Genomic DNA, 15,886 nt, shown 5'->3' on the forward strand with positions numbered 1-15,886 from the left:
GCTTACCTCTATTCTTCTTTTGTAATTGGAGCATAGGTTACCATCAACTGGCGTACCTTGTCACCGGGAAATTTAATTTTCAGGACCATATTTTTATCTTTTCCACTGACCGCTATAACCCGGCCTTTTCCCCAAAGGTTGTGAACGGCAATATCTCCCTCTTTCCAGTCATATCGTGCCTTGACACTTGTCTTCTTCGGTTTGTTCACCACAGTAGAATCGGAAAGTGCATAACGGCTCTTCGTTTCATTCTGCCATCTTCTTGCAGCCTGCAGATTCCTTTCTCTTACCCTGATAAATACCCTTTCTACAAGATCCTGTGGTATTTCATCAAGAAACCGACTGGGAATGTAGGGCTTAATCTGACCATACATAGTCCTCATATGTGCGTTGGAAAGATATAATTCTTTTTTTGCTCTTGTAATAGCTACATAGCAAAGGCGGCGCTCTTCTTCCAGTCTTGATTCATCCAGTAGAGAACGGGCGCTTGGGAAGACACCTTCATCCATCCCGGGAAGGAAAACGATTGGAAACTCGAGCCCTTTAGCGCTATGCATAGTCATGAGCGTGACCTTATCATCAGTTTCCTGATAATTATCCACATCGTTCACGAGAGCTACCTGCTCCAAAAATTCAGGAAGTCCTCCTTCGGGATGATTCGTCACAAAGTCCTTTGCCACAGAAAGCAGTTCGCCCAGGTTTTCTTCTCTGCTTTGTGCCTGAGGATCATCACTTTCCTGCAGTTGATTAAGATAACCGGTATCAGTCATAATTTTCTGGATCAGATCAAAAACACTCACTTCTGCAGAAGCATTCAGAAAATCAAAAATAAGAGCTGAAAACTTTTGAAGTTTCAATTGAGCTGATGCGGAAATAGACGAGCCTTCTACAGCCATGATACCTTCAAACATAGACATGCCGCCTTCATTGGCATAGTCCGTGAGCTTCTGTATCGTTGTGGCTCCTATCCCACGTTTGGGCACATTAATAATACGGGTAAGACTGATATTATCGCGAAAATTATTGATAACTTTAAGATATGCCATGATATCACGTATTTCCGCACGATCATAGAAACGGGTACCGCCAACCATAGTGTAAGCGATTCCTTTCTTTACCAGCATTTCTTCCAAAACGCGGGACTGTGCATTCATACGATACAGAACAGCCATATTTCCATACGGCTCATGTTCTTCCTCGTGTTTTTTCTTCATCACATTGACAATAAAGTCCGCTTCGTTATGCTCATCATCTGCTGTATACCATTGCAGTCTGCTCCCACCGCGTTTTTCCGTCCAAAGGATTTTGGATGGACGATCCGGATTATTGGCGATTACTGCATTGGCGGCATCCAGAATTGTCTGGGTAGAGCGATAATTCTGCTCCAGTTTTATGATTTTAGCGCGAGGATAATCAGATTTAAAATCCATAATATTTCTAAGATCAGCACCACGCCAGGAATAGATACTCTGGTCAGCATCACCGACTGCACAGATATTCTGCAATTTCCCAGTAATATATCTTGCCATCAGGTACTGGGCATGGTTCGTGTCCTGATATTCATCAATAAGAATATAATGGAACCTGTCCTGCCACCTTTTCCGTATAGTCTCATTTGCCAGGAGAGCTGTCGTAATAAAAAGCAGATCATCAAAGTCAAGAGCATTATTCTGTTTCATATGCTTGTCATATAAATCATAGCAGTCTGCGATTTTCTGATTATAAAAATTCTCTCCTGCTTCAGTACGGAAAGCTTTCGGGCTGAGAAGTCTATTTTTCGCTGAGGAAATGCTGCCCTGTACTGAATTGGGAGGAAACATTTTATCATCAAGATTCAATTCTTTTAAAACATTTTTGACAAGCTGTTTTGAATCGTCAGAATCGTAAATCGTAAATTTTTCGTTATAAGGTGGGAAATTATTAATTTCCCGGCGGAGAAAACGAACCCCGAAAGAATGAAATGTGGAAATCCAGATCTTATCTGCCTCCGGTCCCACAAGATTATGAACACGTTCCTTCATTTCTTTTGCAGCTTTATTTGTAAAAGTAATGGCAAGAATCTCCTGCGGACGAATCCCTAATTCAAGCATGTAAGCAATACGGCAGGTCAATGCCTTTGTCTTGCCTGAACCGGCACCAGCCATAATGAGCACAGGGCCATCTACCTGCTTTACAGCTTCCAGCTGACGATCATTCAATGTATTTAAAAAATCTGTCATTCTTTCTCCTTAGTAAAAGAAGAACTCATATATGACATCGTCATGTATGAGTTCTTCGGACAAAACAAATTATTCGCCATAAACCTTCAGAAGGAACGGAGTTACCTGTTTCTTTCTGGACATGACCTTCGGAAGATAAACGCAGCCATTTTCAGATTTTTTACCGAAAGCTTCTTCAACTGTTGCTTCAGCGCCATCCGTAAACCAAAGGAAAGTATCTTCAGCAAGAATATCTGTCACCATAAGGTAAGATGCGACATATCCCTTTTCTGCTTTTGTTGCTTCCAGGATTTTCATGATTTCTGGTTTTTTTGCATTGATTGGTTCTACATCCATTACAGAAATCTGACCACAGCTGAAAATTTTATCGCCCGCTTCAAATTCCTTGGTATCGTTATGAGCCAATTTTTCCGGCGGATAATCGGAAATATCAGCGCCTGCCTTCAGCATATCCATTCCATATTTTTCATAGTCCACCCCGGCAATTGCTGCCAATTCCTCAACTGCCTTTTTATCTTCTTCTGTGCAGGTCGGAGAACGGAAAAGCACGGTATCGGAAATGATGGCGGATAGCATCATACCCGCAACCGCTCTGGATGGTTTTACGCCATGAAGTTTATACAAACCATAAATCACGGTATTAACACATCCTAAAGGACGGACAAGGATGAAAATTGGAGATTCGGTTTCAAAATCCCCCAGACGATGGTGATCTACCAGTTCCAGAACGTCTGCATCTTTAATACCGTTTACGCACTGCTTGGATTCATTATGATCAACGAGAATGACTTTGTTTTTTTCATCATCTGGATTTTTTCTGGCTACTGTTTCAAGAAATTCCGGTGCTTCTACCTTAAAATAATCAAGTGCAAATGCGGTTTCCTTATTAATTTCTCCGGCCCTGGCAGCAACAGCATCAATTCCCATCTGCTTTTTAAGGTAAGAATATGAAATAGCAGCAGCAATGCTGTCTGTATCCGGGGACTTATGACCAATTACATATACTTTACTCATGGTATCGCTCCTTTAACCTAATGATGAGTTTTAAAATTTGCTTCCATCATTATACCATGAAGGATGATGGATTTTCATCTTATTCTTAAAGGCAATAAAATAATACGCATTAGAAAAGTCCCTCTGCCAAAGCAGGGGGACTTTCCCGTTTAATTCTTATTCAAATCTTTTCATTCTATGCGTAAGGGCACTGCTGCCATAGAACGCATCAGCATCAAGTTCTTCTTCAATCCTGAGAAGCTGATTATACTTCGCGACTCTTTCCGTACGTCCCGGAGCGCCGGTCTTGATCTGACCTGCGTTAAGTGCTACAGCTACATCGGCAATTGTAGTATCTGCAGTTTCGCCGGAACGGTGGGAAATAACAGCTGTATAGCCGCAGCGCTGAGCCATCTGAACTGCTTCAAACGTTTCAGTAAGTGTGCCGATCTGATTCAATTTAATCAGAATGGAATTGGCTACACCGGCATGGATGCCTTTGGAAAGACGTTTTGTATTGGTTACAAAAAGATCATCACCAACAAGCTGGACCTTCTGTCCAAGAGCATCCGTCAGTTTCTTCCATCCATCCCAGTCTTCTTCACCAAGACCATCTTCGATGGAAATAATCGGATATTCGTCAATCAGCTTTTCATAAAATTCAATCATGCCTTCCGCAGTCTTTGCGGTATGGTCCCCGGCCAGATGGTACAGACCATCATCACCAAGGAGTTCAGAAGCTGCCACATCAGTAGCAAGTACCACATCTTTCCCTGCGGAATATCCTGCTTTTTCAATAGCTTCACAGATGACTTCCATAGCTGCCTCATTGGATGGAAGATCCGGCGCATAACCACCTTCATCACCTACAGCGGTAGAAAGGCCTTTACCTTTCAATACGTTTTTCAGGGCATGATAGATTTCTGCACACATACGGAGTCCTTCGTGGAAACTTGGTGCCCCAACCGGCATAATCATGCTTTCCTGAATGTCAACATTATTATCTGCATGAGCACCGCCGTTCATGATATTCATCATGGGTACAGGCAGATTATGTGCATTAACACCACCAAGATACTGATAAAGGGGAAGTCCTGCTGATTCAGCAGATGCATGAGCCGCAGCAAGAGAAACACCAAGAATAGCATTAGCTCCAAGACGGCTCTTGTTTTCCGTTCCATCCAGATTGATCAGGATATGGTCCAGTCCCCTCTGGTCACTTGCATCCCATCCCAGGACAGCATCAGCGATCTCGCCATTTACATTGTTTACTGCCTTTAGTACACCTTTGCCATTGTAACGGTTTTTATCACCATCACGAAGCTCAGTCGCTTCAAACATGCCTGTGGATGCGCCGGAAGGAACGGCTGCTCTTGCAAATGTACCATCCTCCAAAACCATTTCCACTTCCACTGTAGGATTACCACGAGAATCCAGAATTTCTCTTGCGTGAAGATCAGTAATAACTGCCATGCTTTTTTATTCCTCCTGTTAATTTTATCATGAAACATGCCTTATCAGGCATTTCTGTATATAGCAAGGAACGATTCAGGGCTCAGGCTTGCTCCGCCTATAAGCCCGCCATCGATATCTTTTTCTTTCAGAAAATCAACAATATTATCAGCATTCACAGAGCCGCCATACAGGATACGCACTGTTTCAGCTGCTATTTTGCCAGCCGATTCTTCCACTGCTTTTCTGATAAAAGCAGAAATCTCCTCCGCATCCTCTGCGGTTGCTGCCCTGCCGGATCCTATGGCCCAGATAGGTTCGTAGGCAATGACGATTTTCCCAATCTCTTCTTTTTTTAGAAGTGTAAAAACAGCGTTGATTTCTTCACCAATCCGCTCTTGCGTTTTTCCTGCTTCCTTTTCCTCAAGTGTTTCTCCTACGCACAGAATAGGAACCAATCCCCGGTTCAGCACTGCCTGCACCTTCTGTGCCACGAATTCATCACTTTCACCAATAATCTTGCGGCGTTCCGAATGACCGCATATGACATAAGTGCATCCCAGGTCTTTCAACATGGTTGGTGAAATTTCGCCAGTAAAAGCCCCCTTCTCTGAAGGATACACATCCTGGGCCCCCCATTTGACCGATGAACGCTCCAGAAAGAAACGAGCCAGCGGGATATCCGTAAAAGGCGGACAGACGAGGAGTTCCACATTTTCTTTCATCTGGGCGTTGAAGTGTTTGAAAAATTTTTCTGCCTCAGTAACAGTCAGATTCATTTTCCAGTTTCCTGCAATCAGAGTCTGCCTCAAAAAGCATCACTCCTTATCTGCAAGAATGGCAACACCGGGAAGGACCATACCTTCCAGCATTTCCAACGATGCACCACCACCGGTAGAAACATGAGAGAATTTATCTCCTATTCCCAGTTGGTCCACGACAGATGCAGATTCACCGCCACCAATAACGGTAGTTGCTTTAAGATCTGCCATGGCTTCTGCAATAGCAAATGTACCCCTGGAGAAAGGTTTCATTTCAAATACGCCCATTGGCCCATTCCATACAACAGTCTTCATTTTCTTCAAAGTTTCCACATAAAGCTCAATGGTTTTAGGCCCGATATCCAGTGCCATCCAGGGATCCCCGAATTCTTCCGCAGAAAGCACTTTTGTCTTTGCGTTTTCAGAGAAAGAATCACCTGCCATAAAATCAACCGGAAGCATGATTTCAGAGCCCATATCACGGGCTTTTTTCATAAGATTGCGGGCAAGGTCAAAACGATCCCGGTCCTGCAGGGACTGACCCATATCATAACCCTGAGCCGCCACGAACGTATTGGCCATACCGCCGCCGATAAGAATGACATCTGCTTTTTCCATCAGGTTTGCAATAACCTGAATCTTGTCACTGATTTTAGCTCCACCGATAATAGCTGCAAACGGTCTCTCCGGCTGTTCAATAACTCCATCAAGGAAGTCAATTTCTTTTTTCAAGAGAAGTCCGGAAACCATGGGCATCACATGACCTACGCCAACAACCGATGCATGAGCACGATGAGATACACCAAAGGCATCGTTAACCGCAAGATCACAGCCTTCCACAAGTTCTTTAACAAAATCGGGATTATTCTTTTCTTCTTCTTTATGGAAACGGAGATTTTCAAGCAGAAGTATCTGTCCAGGTTCCAGTCCTTTTTTCAGTGCTGCTGCTTTTTCGCCGATGCAGTCATCCGCAAAAAGCACTTCCCGGGAAAGGATTTCGGAAAGGCGGACTGCCACAGGTGCTAAGGAAAGTTCCTTATTGACTACTCCTTTTGGCCGTCCCATATGGCTTGCAAGAACAATCGCCGCCCCATGATCGATGAGGTACCGAATAGTTGGAACAGTAGCACGGATACGGCGGTCATCAAGGATATGACCTTCCTTGTCATGTGGAACGTTATAGTCCACACGGACATACACGGTCTTCCCTTCCGGGCTTAAATCATAAATGGTCTGCTTGTTCATAATCAGAGTCCTTTCGAAGCTACGAACTTAACTAGGTCAATAATCCTCATGGAATACCCCCATTCATTGTCATACCAGGCAATGACTTTGACCAGATTGCCATCCATCACCATGGTCAGGAGGCTGTCAACTGTAGAGCTTACATCCGTGGTCTTGAAGTCACTGGAAACCAGTGGTTCATCAGTATAAGCAAGAATGCCCTTAAGTTCACCTTCAGATGCTTCTTTAAGAGCAGCATTTACTTCTTCTTTTGTCACGTCTTTTCCAAGTTCCGCCACCAGGTCAACAAGGGAAACATCCGGGGTTGGTACACGAATAGCAAGGCCATTTAACTTCCCCTTCAAATCGGGGATAACGATACCGATAGCCTTTGCTGCACCGGTAGATGTCGGAATGATATTTTCAGCAGCAGCCCTTCCTCTTCTGGCATCTTTCTTATGAGCTTTTTCCAGAATGGCCTGATCATTGGTATAGGAATGAACCGTAGTCATAAGTCCTCTCTTAATGCCGAATTTTTCATGAAGCACTTTAACTACCGGTGCAAGACAGTTAGTGGTACAGGATGCATTGGAAATGATATTATCTTTTTCAGGATCATAGGTTTCTTCGTTGACCCCCATGACAATGGTAGCATCATCATCCTTACCCGGAGCAGTGACGATAACTTTTTTCACAGTTCCTTTAATATGTTTTCCAGCACTCGCCTTATCTTTCAGTTTACCCGTAGATTCAACAACGATCTCCACTCCATACTTACTCCAGTCCAGATTTTCAGGATCACGGTCATGGAACACATGAACCCGCTTCCCTTCGATAATCAGGTCTTCGCCGTCAATTTCCACTTTCTTGTCAAGCCGGCCATGAACCGTATCATATTTCAGAAGATATTCAGCAGTTTCCACACCGCTTGGATTGTTGATAGCCACTACTTCCAGATCATCCCGATCAAGCATTCCACGGAATACCAGTCTGCCAATTCTGCCAAATCCGTTAATACCGACTTTTGTCATGATTTCCTTTACCTCCTGTTTTCTGACTGCACGGCGGCTGTTAAACGTAATATTTCTTTCCCCGCACCTTCGTCAGTAATAAGAACACCTCTAAAACCTGCTCTTGCCATAGCAAGAATAGCTGCTCCCCTGCTTTTGCCCCCTGCTGCGATGAGCACACAGGAAATGGATGATATATCTTCCCGGGAAATACCGGCATTATAGAACCGATAGAGCACTTTCCCGTTAATATCCGCATAAATTCCTAATGCTTCTCCTGCCGCTTTTTCTTCCGTCAGTCTTTTTCTCACATCGAAAGGAAGTTCAGGCCAGCGGAAAGGCGCATTGGGTATATCGATACCGGTTAAAAGAATTTTCACTTCCGATACCATTTTTTCTACCTGCCGCACCCGTGGCAGTTCACTCCTGATTTTCAGAAAAAGTTCTGGACTGATACCGTCTGGAATCTGCAGCATATGGTAACGTCCACCAAACTTTTCAGCCATCCGGGCTGCCACGAAATCGGGCACATATTCCATCTGCATGCCTGATCCACCCCGGGCGGGAACAATATCCACATTCATATGCAGCGAAGGCAGTGCTTCCGCAATTCCGGCCAGAATCTTTCCTCCGCTGACAGCGGTGACATCACCATCCCGGATTGTCCGGAGAAGAATCATGGCCGCTTCCTGACTGATTTTCTCACTAATCTCATCGGAATCATCAGAATTTCCGCGAACAACCACTACTCTCTTCATAGACAAGACGGAAGACAGGCGTTTTTCCATATCTGAAAGAGCCGGTGTCTTTTGAAAATATGGTGCCAGCGGCCCGATGAAAGACTCCCCTTTCGGAGTCAGTGTAATACCGGAATGACGGGAAAATAAAAGGCCGGCCTTTTCCATTTTTTCGATATGTTTTCTCACCGTGCTTTCAGGGAGTTTCGTCTGCACCGAAAGAAGATGCCTTCCAACGGGCTGCATATCATGAATCTGGCGAAGAATTTCATACCGTTCCTGTGCTTCTACTATCATTTCCGGAAGGAGAAGCATCATTAAGGAATCTTCTTTCACCAATATCCCTCCCATTAGTCAGAAAACAAACAGAACCAGCCGGGCTTTACCTTTTACAGTATATCACGCCTTGTTTAATACTACAACATCTGTAAAATCTTATATAAATAAGTATACTCTTTTTGGTATATTGTGTAGTTATATGGAAAACATATCCACGGAATGTCTAACAGGTATTCTCTTTTTGCTGTAAAATACTGAATTTCATTTCTTAAAAAGTAAACGCCAATGTGGCTGAATCAGGTTTAAATAGTGAATCGATGAATTATTATCATTATATAACGGAAATCGAATGCTTTCTCAGAATAAGTATTTCTACTTTATCCCAAAAGTTCGCCAGATTGATCAAATCCGATGAAAGCCGGAAATTTTAACCTGTCGGGAAAACTTATTTCTTAACGGACAGGTTCAATTTCTGTATAATAAGATAAAGAAGATGAAGTTCTGATCTAATCATTATTTTACAACGTTGGGAGGAAACTATGGCGTGGAAAACAGGAATTACACGATTATTGTCCATTGATTATCCCATCATTCAGGGAGGGATGGCTTATATTTCCGACGGACTCCTGGCTGCAGCCATGGCCCATACAGGCTGCGCAGGTGTCATCGCCTCCGGAGGATTTTCAACAGATCAGGTTCTTGAAGAAATACGAAGAGCTAAAGACATCCTGGGCCCCGGAAAGACATTTGGCGTCAATCTGATGCTCCAGATGCCGAACAAAGATGACGTGGCCCAGGTGATCTGTGATGAAAAAGTTCCTTTCGTGACCATAGGGGCAGGAAACCCGGTGCCCTGGCTGGAGCCTTTCCACCATGCCGGAGTCAAATGCATTCCTGTAGTCCCCAATGTAAAACTTGCAAAAAGAGTACAGGATGCCGGAGCGGATGCACTGGTCGTGGAAGGAATGGAAGCCGGAGGCCATGACGGAAAAATCACGCTCATGGCACTTCTTGAAAATGTACTCCCTGAAATAGAGATTCCCGTCATTGCGGCAGGAGGGATTGTGGATGGCCGGGGTATTGCGGCAGCCCTCGTTATGGGTGCTTCCGGAGTCCAGATGGGGACCCGTTTCATGCTTGCTGAAGAATGCCGTCTCCACCCCAATGCAAAAAAAGCGCTCATCAACGCTCAAGATACAGATTCCACGGTCACCGGATTCACAACAAAAGACAGTGTCCGGGGTCTCAAAAACAGTTTTTCCGAGAGATACCTGAAAGCAGAATATAGCGGTGCCCCCCTCTCCGAATTAATCGAAATGGCAAAAGGAACTACCAGATTGGCTGCAGTGGACGGGGATACAGATAACGGATTTGTTCTGGCAGGTATGTCCCTTACCCATCTGACGAAAATACAGCCGGTGGAAGAAATCGTGGAAGAATTGATTTCCACCACGGAAAACTGTCTGGCCCGGGCACCTCATCTGATCTGATTTCCCTGCTTAAACATAAAAAAATCCTTCTCCCGTTTTTATGGAGAAGGATTTTTTATGCATTAAATTTTGAAACTGAATTTTTCAACAAGTCTCGCAAGCTTCAGACCGATTTTCGGCACTCCCTGAACATCTTCCGGCTTGACTGCACGGATCAGGACTATGGCAATAAGGTAAACAAGACCACCCGCCATAATGGCGATGAGAGTTGCCAGGGTATTGCTGTGGATGAAGCCTTCAATCCCATGGTATATAGCCAGTACGGCCGCACCCATGATACCGGCTGCCACAAACAGTTTGACCGTATGAATGATATCCATCATATAATGACGGAATTTGTAAAGGAAAATCAGATTCAAAAGGGCGGCCACGCCAAAGTCGGCATTCGTTGCCCAGGCTGCCCCGATGACTCCCCAACTTGGTAATGCCGTCAGATTCCAGGAAAGGAATACTTTTACACAGGCTGAAGCCACCATATTCAGAAATGGAATGGCTGTCTTTCCCATGCCCTGAAGGACTCCGGTAGTAACCTGCTGCACGCCGAGCAGGAATACGCCAAAACTCATGACCGCAATGCAAGGACCTGCATCTGGTGTCGCATAGAGCATGGCAGAAATAGGAGTGGCAATCACACACATGCCTACAAAAGCAGGAATCGTAATAAGATTTGCCAGACGCATGGCTGTATCAGTTCTTTTCATGACCACATCGCCTTTGTGCTGGGCAACTGCTTCAGAAATGACAGGCACCAGACTGGCCGCCAGAGAGGCAGTCACAATTGTGGGCATATTGACAAGGGCTGTTGCCATACCGGTAAGATAGCCAAAAAGAGTTGTTGCCTCTTCTACAGCAAATCCCGCCACTTCAAGTCGTCTAGGTACGATGAAAAGATCGATATTGGAAACGATAGGAAGCATGATATTGGCAAGGGATACAGGGATAGCAAGAACCAGCAGTCTTTTTATGATGTGAAGGGCACTCTGCGGTTTAATGGAAGAATCCTGCTGCCCAGCGAGCTCTTTTCTCCAGTTTCTGGTCATATAATAGAAAACAATCAGTACCAGTATACCGGTAAAAGCGCCCGGAGCGGCTCCGAAGGTTGCGCCGGCAGCGCCAAATTCAAGTCCTGATGGCAGGAGAATGATGGCAAAAGCAATCATGGTCACTACCCGGACAATCTGTTCAATGATCTGGGATACAGCCGTAGGTGTCATGAGCTGAAGCCCCTGGAAATAACCGCGAAGGGTTGCCAGAAGAGTCGCACAGAAAACGGCCGGTGAAAGAGCCAGGAGGGACCAGTAGGCCCTTGGGTCACGAACTATTCCTGTATCTACGAGCCAGCCTGCACCAAAGAAAAGAAGGCAGCTGAAGAAGAGTCCTGTCAGAATCAGGGCCACCATAGAAATACGGAATACTTTCTGTCCGCCAAAATAGTCATTCACCGCATTTCGCTCGGCCACCATGATAGAAATAGCAACGGGAAGACCGGCAGAAGATACGGAAAGGCAAAGCAGGTAGATGGGATAAGCCATCTGGTAAAGCCCGATACCTTCTCCGCCAAGGAGCCGTGACAGATAAATACGACTGAAGGCACCGATGAACTTGACGATGATTCCTGCCACAGTCAGGATCAGGGCCCCCTGAATGAATGAATTTTTACGCATTTTTCACCTGTTTTAAAATCAAAGATTTGAGATACAGCTCATATAGTCATATCAGATTTACAGGAAATTGTAAAGTTTTATCCTGTATTTTCTTTGTACCATTATTAAATGATTCATGAAATCTGTCAAAATGGAAATCTCTCTATTTTACCCTTACCTTTTTCACTTCGGAGTAAAGTTCATCAATAAAGGAAGAAATCAACGTCATGGTATCTTCAGGTATGCCTCTCTTATTAATACTAAACTTTGCCGGACTGCCGGGAAGAATCCTGATATTAGGGAGCCATTCTTTGGGAAGAAGCATTGGATTCCAACCCCGCATAGGTTCTTCGTCAGCCCAGGTAATGATGAAATTCGCTCCACCATCAAGGATGCTGCCTATACCGAGAAGTCTTGCCTTTACGCGGATTCTGGAAATACTTAAAAGTTTTTCCACCGGTTTTGTGGGTGAGCCAAAGCGGTCAACCACCTCATCGATCAAGTCAGACAGGGACTTCTCATCTTCCACAGAAGCCAGACGGCGGTAGATTTCCATTTTCTGTTCCTCATCGGAAATATAAGTACTGTCAAGGTACGCATCCTGCCGGAATTCGATGGTTGTGTTTGGCAGTTTTCTCGGAATGGACCTGTTTTCTCTCTTGAGCCGTAGCCTCTCCACCGCCTCTTCAAGCATGGAACAGTAAGTGGCAAACCCGATGGCAGCGATATTTCCATGCTGCGCCGATCCCAGAAGATTGCCGGCACCCCGGATTTCCAGATCCCTCATGGCCACTTTGAAACCGCTCCCCAGTTCAGTGAATTCCCGAATCGTATCCAGCCTTTTTTCTGCTACTTCCGAAAGTATTTTCCCTTTTCGGTAAAAGAACCAGGCTCTTGCGATTTTTTCAGACCGGCCAACGCGGCCCCGCATCTGATAAATCTGGGAAAGTCCCATCCTGTCAGCATCATAGACAAGCATGGTATTCGCATTGGGCTGGTCAAGACCATTTTCAATCAGTGTCGTACAAAGGAGCACATCATACCGGCCTTCATAGAAATCAAGCATAACCTGCTCCAGCCGGGTTCCATCCATGCGGCCATAGGCAATGCCGATAGTTACGTCTTCCGGAAGTATTTCCCGGAGCTGTTCATACATGGCAGGCATGGTCTCGATGCGATTATAAATAAAGTAAGTCTGTCCTCCCCTTTCCTTTTCGCGAAGAATGGCATCTTTCACGATACGGCTGTCGTATTCAGTCACATAGGTCTGGATGGCATGACGGTTCAGGGGCGGTGTAGTGATCGTTACCATATCTCTCACACCGGTAAGACTCATGTGGAGAGTACGGGGAATCGGGGTGGCTGACAAGGTCAGCACATCAATCCCGGAAGACCAGGATTTCCATTTTTCTTTCTGCACTACACCAAAACGCTGCTCTTCATCCACCACAAGAAGGCCAAGCCTCTTGCAGACAACTTTTTTATTAAGCACGGCATGGGTACCGATGATGATATCCAGCTCACCAATTTCCAGTTTCCGAAGAATTTCTTTTCTCTCTTTAACAGATGTAAAACGGTTCAGGACTGCCAGATTCACGCCGAAGCTATCCATACGATCTTTGAAATTCTTGTAATGCTGGGCTGAAAGTACCGTAGTCGGACAAAGTACCATAGCCTGATAACCACTCATGACACACTTGAACACAGCCCGCATTGCTACTTCTGTCTTCCCGAATCCCACGTCGCCGCAAAGCAGCATATCCATGGGAACGGGCCGTTCCATGGCTTTCTTGATGCTTTCGATCGCCGTCAGCTGGTCTTCGGTCTCCACAAAAGGAAAGGTATCTTCAAATTCTCTCTGTTCCGGCCCGTCCGGTGCAAAGGCAATACCCTGTGTAATTTCGCGGCGGGCATATATATCAAGAAGCCTTTCTGCCAGTTCTTCAATGGATTTTTTCGCTTTGGACCGGATTTTTTCCCAGTGAGCTTCTCCCATTTTGCTTAGGGTCGGCACGCCCCCTTCAGGGCCGATGTATTTTTCAAGGGTCGTGATTTGTTCAACCGGCAGGAAAAGTTTATCTGATCCTGCATACTGGATGGCAATGTAGTCACGATGAATTCCGGATAATTCAATCGTACGGATGCCAAGATATTTGCCGATACCATGAACATCCTGTACCACATAATCTCCGATGTTTAAATCAGAGAAATAACGGATCTGCCTTCCTTTTCCAGCGCGGCGGGTCCGGCGGATTTTCTGCCTTCCCAAAATGTCTCCCGAAGTGAAAACAGCCAGTTTTTCATCAGGCAGCTCAAATCCCCGGGAAAGAATACCATTGACCAGGGAAACCGGTCCATCATTGGACCCGACAGAGAAAGAGACTTCATTATCCTTAAGGATTCCTTTTAACTCCTCTTTTTCGGAGGGTCTGGGGACAATGAAAAGGACCTGCCATTCTTTTTTCAGATAAGATTTCAGGTCTTCTATAAAGACAGGAATCTGGCGCTGGTAATTCGTCATGGTTTGGCCACGCCAGACGTGAACCAGAGGATGAGGAAAACCTGTCAGTTCCCTGTTCAGAAGGGAAAGAATGATTTCCCGGTTCTTCCCGCTTCTCCCCAGATGGACCACATCTTCCCAGGCAGAAACTTTAGTTCTGTTTTCTTTTTCCTCCCGGAAATAGCGCCGCAGGTTTTCTTCGGACCGCTGAGGCTCATCGTAAATAAGAAGTCCCTTCGTCAGATAGGAAAAAAGCAGTGAATCCTTTTCCCCTTTCGGCGAAAGGGGAAGAATATCCGCCCGGTCCAGTTCCTGGATGGAACGCTGGGTATCTTCGTCAAAGAACCGGATGCTGTCCACTTCATCGCCCCAGAGTTCGATACGGAGCGGATGGGCAGCATTGATCGGATACACATCCACAATATCTCCGCGCAGTGCAAAATGACCACTTCTCTCTACCTGGTCCACCCGCTCATAGCCCGCAAGGACAAGACCACTTGCCAGATCATCCCGGTCATATTCTTTTTCTTTTTCTATGGAAATCAGTGAATGCTTCAGGTCATCCGGATTGATGATTTTCTGTGCAGCTTCTACCGCTGTAGCAAGTATGACGGCTTTTTCCCCGGTAACCATGGCCGAAAGAGCACGCATGCGGTCACGAAGCCGTTCCGAACCGGAAAAGGCGACCTGAAAACCGGCCTCCTCCACTACAGGGAATGGATAAATTTCTATATCCGGAGCAAAGAAGGCAAGATCTTCTTCCCATCGGAAAATATCCTTCGTTTCCGGGACGATGATGACCGCCTGATGACAGGACTTCAAAGCTGCTGATGCAGAAAGAGCTTTAGCAGCATCAGAAATACCGGTAATCATTTCTATATTCTTATTTTCCTCAAGAATCCCGTTTTTATGAAAAAAAGAAAATATTTTTTCAGTAAGAGCCGGACCGGCTGTACTGTCATTTTCAAAAGATTCGGGTCTTGCCCCTGTCATGGCTGCCCTGACACCGGAAAGGGATGACTGTTCATTAATTCCCATTTTCATACTCCTTTCCTTTTGTGCATTCTAGTTTCACTTCATCATAACCATGAAGCGAAAGGATTCTTTCATGAATTCCTTCCCTCTGGAAGGTAAATTCCGGCAGGATTTCCTCCATGGGGACCAGCACAAAAGGCCGCTCCCAGAATAAAGGATGCGGCAATTGAAGATATTTGGTATCTCGCCTTTCATATTCATTATATATCAGATCCAGGTCCAGCGTCCTGGGCCCCCAGTGGACTTTTCTCACCCGGCCCATTTCCTTTTCCGTAAGAAGGAGGAAGGTCAGAAGCTCTTCCGGTGAATCTTCCCAGTGGATCAGGGCAGCTGCATTCAGAAAATCGGGCTGATCCGTTTTCCCCCAGGGTTTTGTCCTGTAAAAGGAAGACAGCTTCAGCAAGCTGAGTTTGGGATGGGCGGTAAGCTTCCTCAGGGCAGCCCGTAGGATTTCTCCGGAATCTCCAAGATTTGATCCCAGGGAAATAATATAATCGTTTTTATTCATCGTAGTCTGATAGAACTCCGTACATCATTCCAGCG

Annotated in this window: 11 protein-coding genes; 1 reads left to right on the top strand and 10 read right to left on the bottom strand. The window is 45.4% G+C overall.

Annotation, left to right across the window (positions count from 1 at the left end; all coding sequences use genetic code 11):
- Positions 1-8: 8 nt before the first annotated feature.
- The 7 genes from pcrA to QZN42_RS02105 form a co-directional block, all read right to left on the bottom strand.
- Entirely contained in the window at positions 9-2,219 is a 2,211-nt protein-coding gene (gene pcrA / locus QZN42_RS02075; protein WP_296954069.1) for a DNA helicase PcrA, read from the bottom strand.
- A 69-nt stretch (positions 2,220-2,288) separates the two neighbouring features.
- A complete protein-coding gene (locus QZN42_RS02080) occupies positions 2,289-3,233 on the bottom strand; it encodes a manganese-dependent inorganic pyrophosphatase (RefSeq protein ID WP_296954070.1) in 945 nt (314 codons plus the stop codon).
- A 156-nt stretch (positions 3,234-3,389) separates the two neighbouring features.
- Positions 3,390-4,685, bottom strand: coding sequence for a phosphopyruvate hydratase (gene eno, locus QZN42_RS02085; RefSeq protein WP_296954071.1), 1,296 nt, complete (start codon positions 4,683-4,685; stop codon positions 3,390-3,392).
- 44 nt (positions 4,686-4,729) lie between these two features.
- Positions 4,730-5,476 (bottom strand): triose-phosphate isomerase, encoded by a 747-nt coding sequence (gene tpiA / locus QZN42_RS02090; RefSeq protein WP_296954072.1) that lies wholly within the window; start codon positions 5,474-5,476, stop codon positions 4,730-4,732.
- Positions 5,477-5,482: 6 nt separating this feature from the next.
- Positions 5,483-6,670: a phosphoglycerate kinase gene (locus QZN42_RS02095; RefSeq protein WP_296954073.1), complete on the bottom strand. Its 1,188-nt coding sequence runs from the start codon at positions 6,668-6,670 to the stop codon at positions 5,483-5,485.
- Positions 6,671-6,672: 2 nt separating this feature from the next.
- Complete coding sequence (gap, locus tag QZN42_RS02100) at positions 6,673-7,680, bottom strand: type I glyceraldehyde-3-phosphate dehydrogenase (protein WP_296954074.1); 1,008 nt, start codon at positions 7,678-7,680, stop codon at positions 6,673-6,675.
- 8 nt (positions 7,681-7,688) lie between these two features.
- Positions 7,689-8,732 carry a sugar-binding transcriptional regulator gene (locus QZN42_RS02105; protein WP_296954075.1) on the bottom strand — a complete coding sequence of 348 codons (1,044 nt, stop codon included), beginning with the start codon at positions 8,730-8,732 and terminating at the stop codon, positions 7,689-7,691.
- 482 nt (positions 8,733-9,214) lie between these two features.
- Between QZN42_RS02105 and QZN42_RS02110 the strand changes: the two genes are divergently transcribed.
- Positions 9,215-10,165, top strand: a complete 951-nt coding sequence (locus QZN42_RS02110; RefSeq protein WP_296954076.1) for a nitronate monooxygenase — start codon at positions 9,215-9,217, stop codon at positions 10,163-10,165.
- Positions 10,166-10,227: 62 nt separating this feature from the next.
- On the opposite strand, the gene QZN42_RS02115 is transcribed toward QZN42_RS02110, so the two are convergent.
- The 3 genes from QZN42_RS02115 to folK form a co-directional block, all read right to left on the bottom strand.
- On the bottom strand, positions 10,228-11,829 hold the full coding sequence (locus tag QZN42_RS02115) for a polysaccharide biosynthesis protein (protein WP_296954077.1): 1,602 nt from the start codon (positions 11,827-11,829) through the stop codon (positions 10,228-10,230).
- A gap of 142 nt (positions 11,830-11,971) precedes the next feature.
- Positions 11,972-15,346, bottom strand: a complete 3,375-nt coding sequence (gene mfd / locus QZN42_RS02120) for a transcription-repair coupling factor (protein ID WP_296954078.1) — start codon at positions 15,344-15,346, stop codon at positions 11,972-11,974.
- Positions 15,336-15,851 carry a 2-amino-4-hydroxy-6-hydroxymethyldihydropteridine diphosphokinase gene (gene folK / locus QZN42_RS02125; protein WP_296954079.1) on the bottom strand — a complete coding sequence of 172 codons (516 nt, stop codon included), beginning with the start codon at positions 15,849-15,851 and terminating at the stop codon, positions 15,336-15,338. Before folK ends, mfd begins: the two co-directional genes overlap by 11 nt.
- Positions 15,852-15,886: the final 35 nt, after the last annotated feature.

The sequence above is a fragment of the uncultured Dialister sp. genome (assembly GCA_900314595.1).
In the GTDB taxonomy this organism is placed as follows: Bacteria; Bacillota; Negativicutes; order Veillonellales; family Dialisteraceae; genus Dialister.

Bases quoted from the DNA above. Each gene is read 5' to 3' on its own strand.
- pcrA (WP_296954069.1), bottom strand. From the start codon at position 2,219: ATGACAGATTTTTTAAATACATTGAATGATCGTCAGCTGGAAGCTGTA.
- QZN42_RS02080 (WP_296954070.1), bottom strand. From the start codon at position 3,233: ATGAGTAAAGTATATGTAATTGGTCATAAGTCCCCGGATACAGACAGC.
- eno (WP_296954071.1), bottom strand. From the start codon at position 4,685: ATGGCAGTTATTACTGATCTTCACGCAAGAGAAATTCTGGATTCTCGT.
- QZN42_RS02095 (WP_296954073.1), bottom strand. From the start codon at position 6,670: ATGAACAAGCAGACCATTTATGATTTAAGCCCGGAAGGGAAGACCGTG.
- gap (WP_296954074.1), bottom strand. From the start codon at position 7,680: ATGACAAAAGTCGGTATTAACGGATTTGGCAGAATTGGCAGACTGGTA.
- QZN42_RS02110 (WP_296954076.1), top strand. From the start codon at position 9,215: ATGGCGTGGAAAACAGGAATTACACGATTATTGTCCATTGATTATCCC.
- QZN42_RS02115 (WP_296954077.1), bottom strand. From the start codon at position 11,829: ATGCGTAAAAATTCATTCATTCAGGGGGCCCTGATCCTGACTGTGGCA.
- mfd (WP_296954078.1), bottom strand. From the start codon at position 15,346: ATGGGAATTAATGAACAGTCATCCCTTTCCGGTGTCAGGGCAGCCATG.
- folK (WP_296954079.1), bottom strand. From the start codon at position 15,851: ATGAATAAAAACGATTATATTATTTCCCTGGGATCAAATCTTGGAGAT.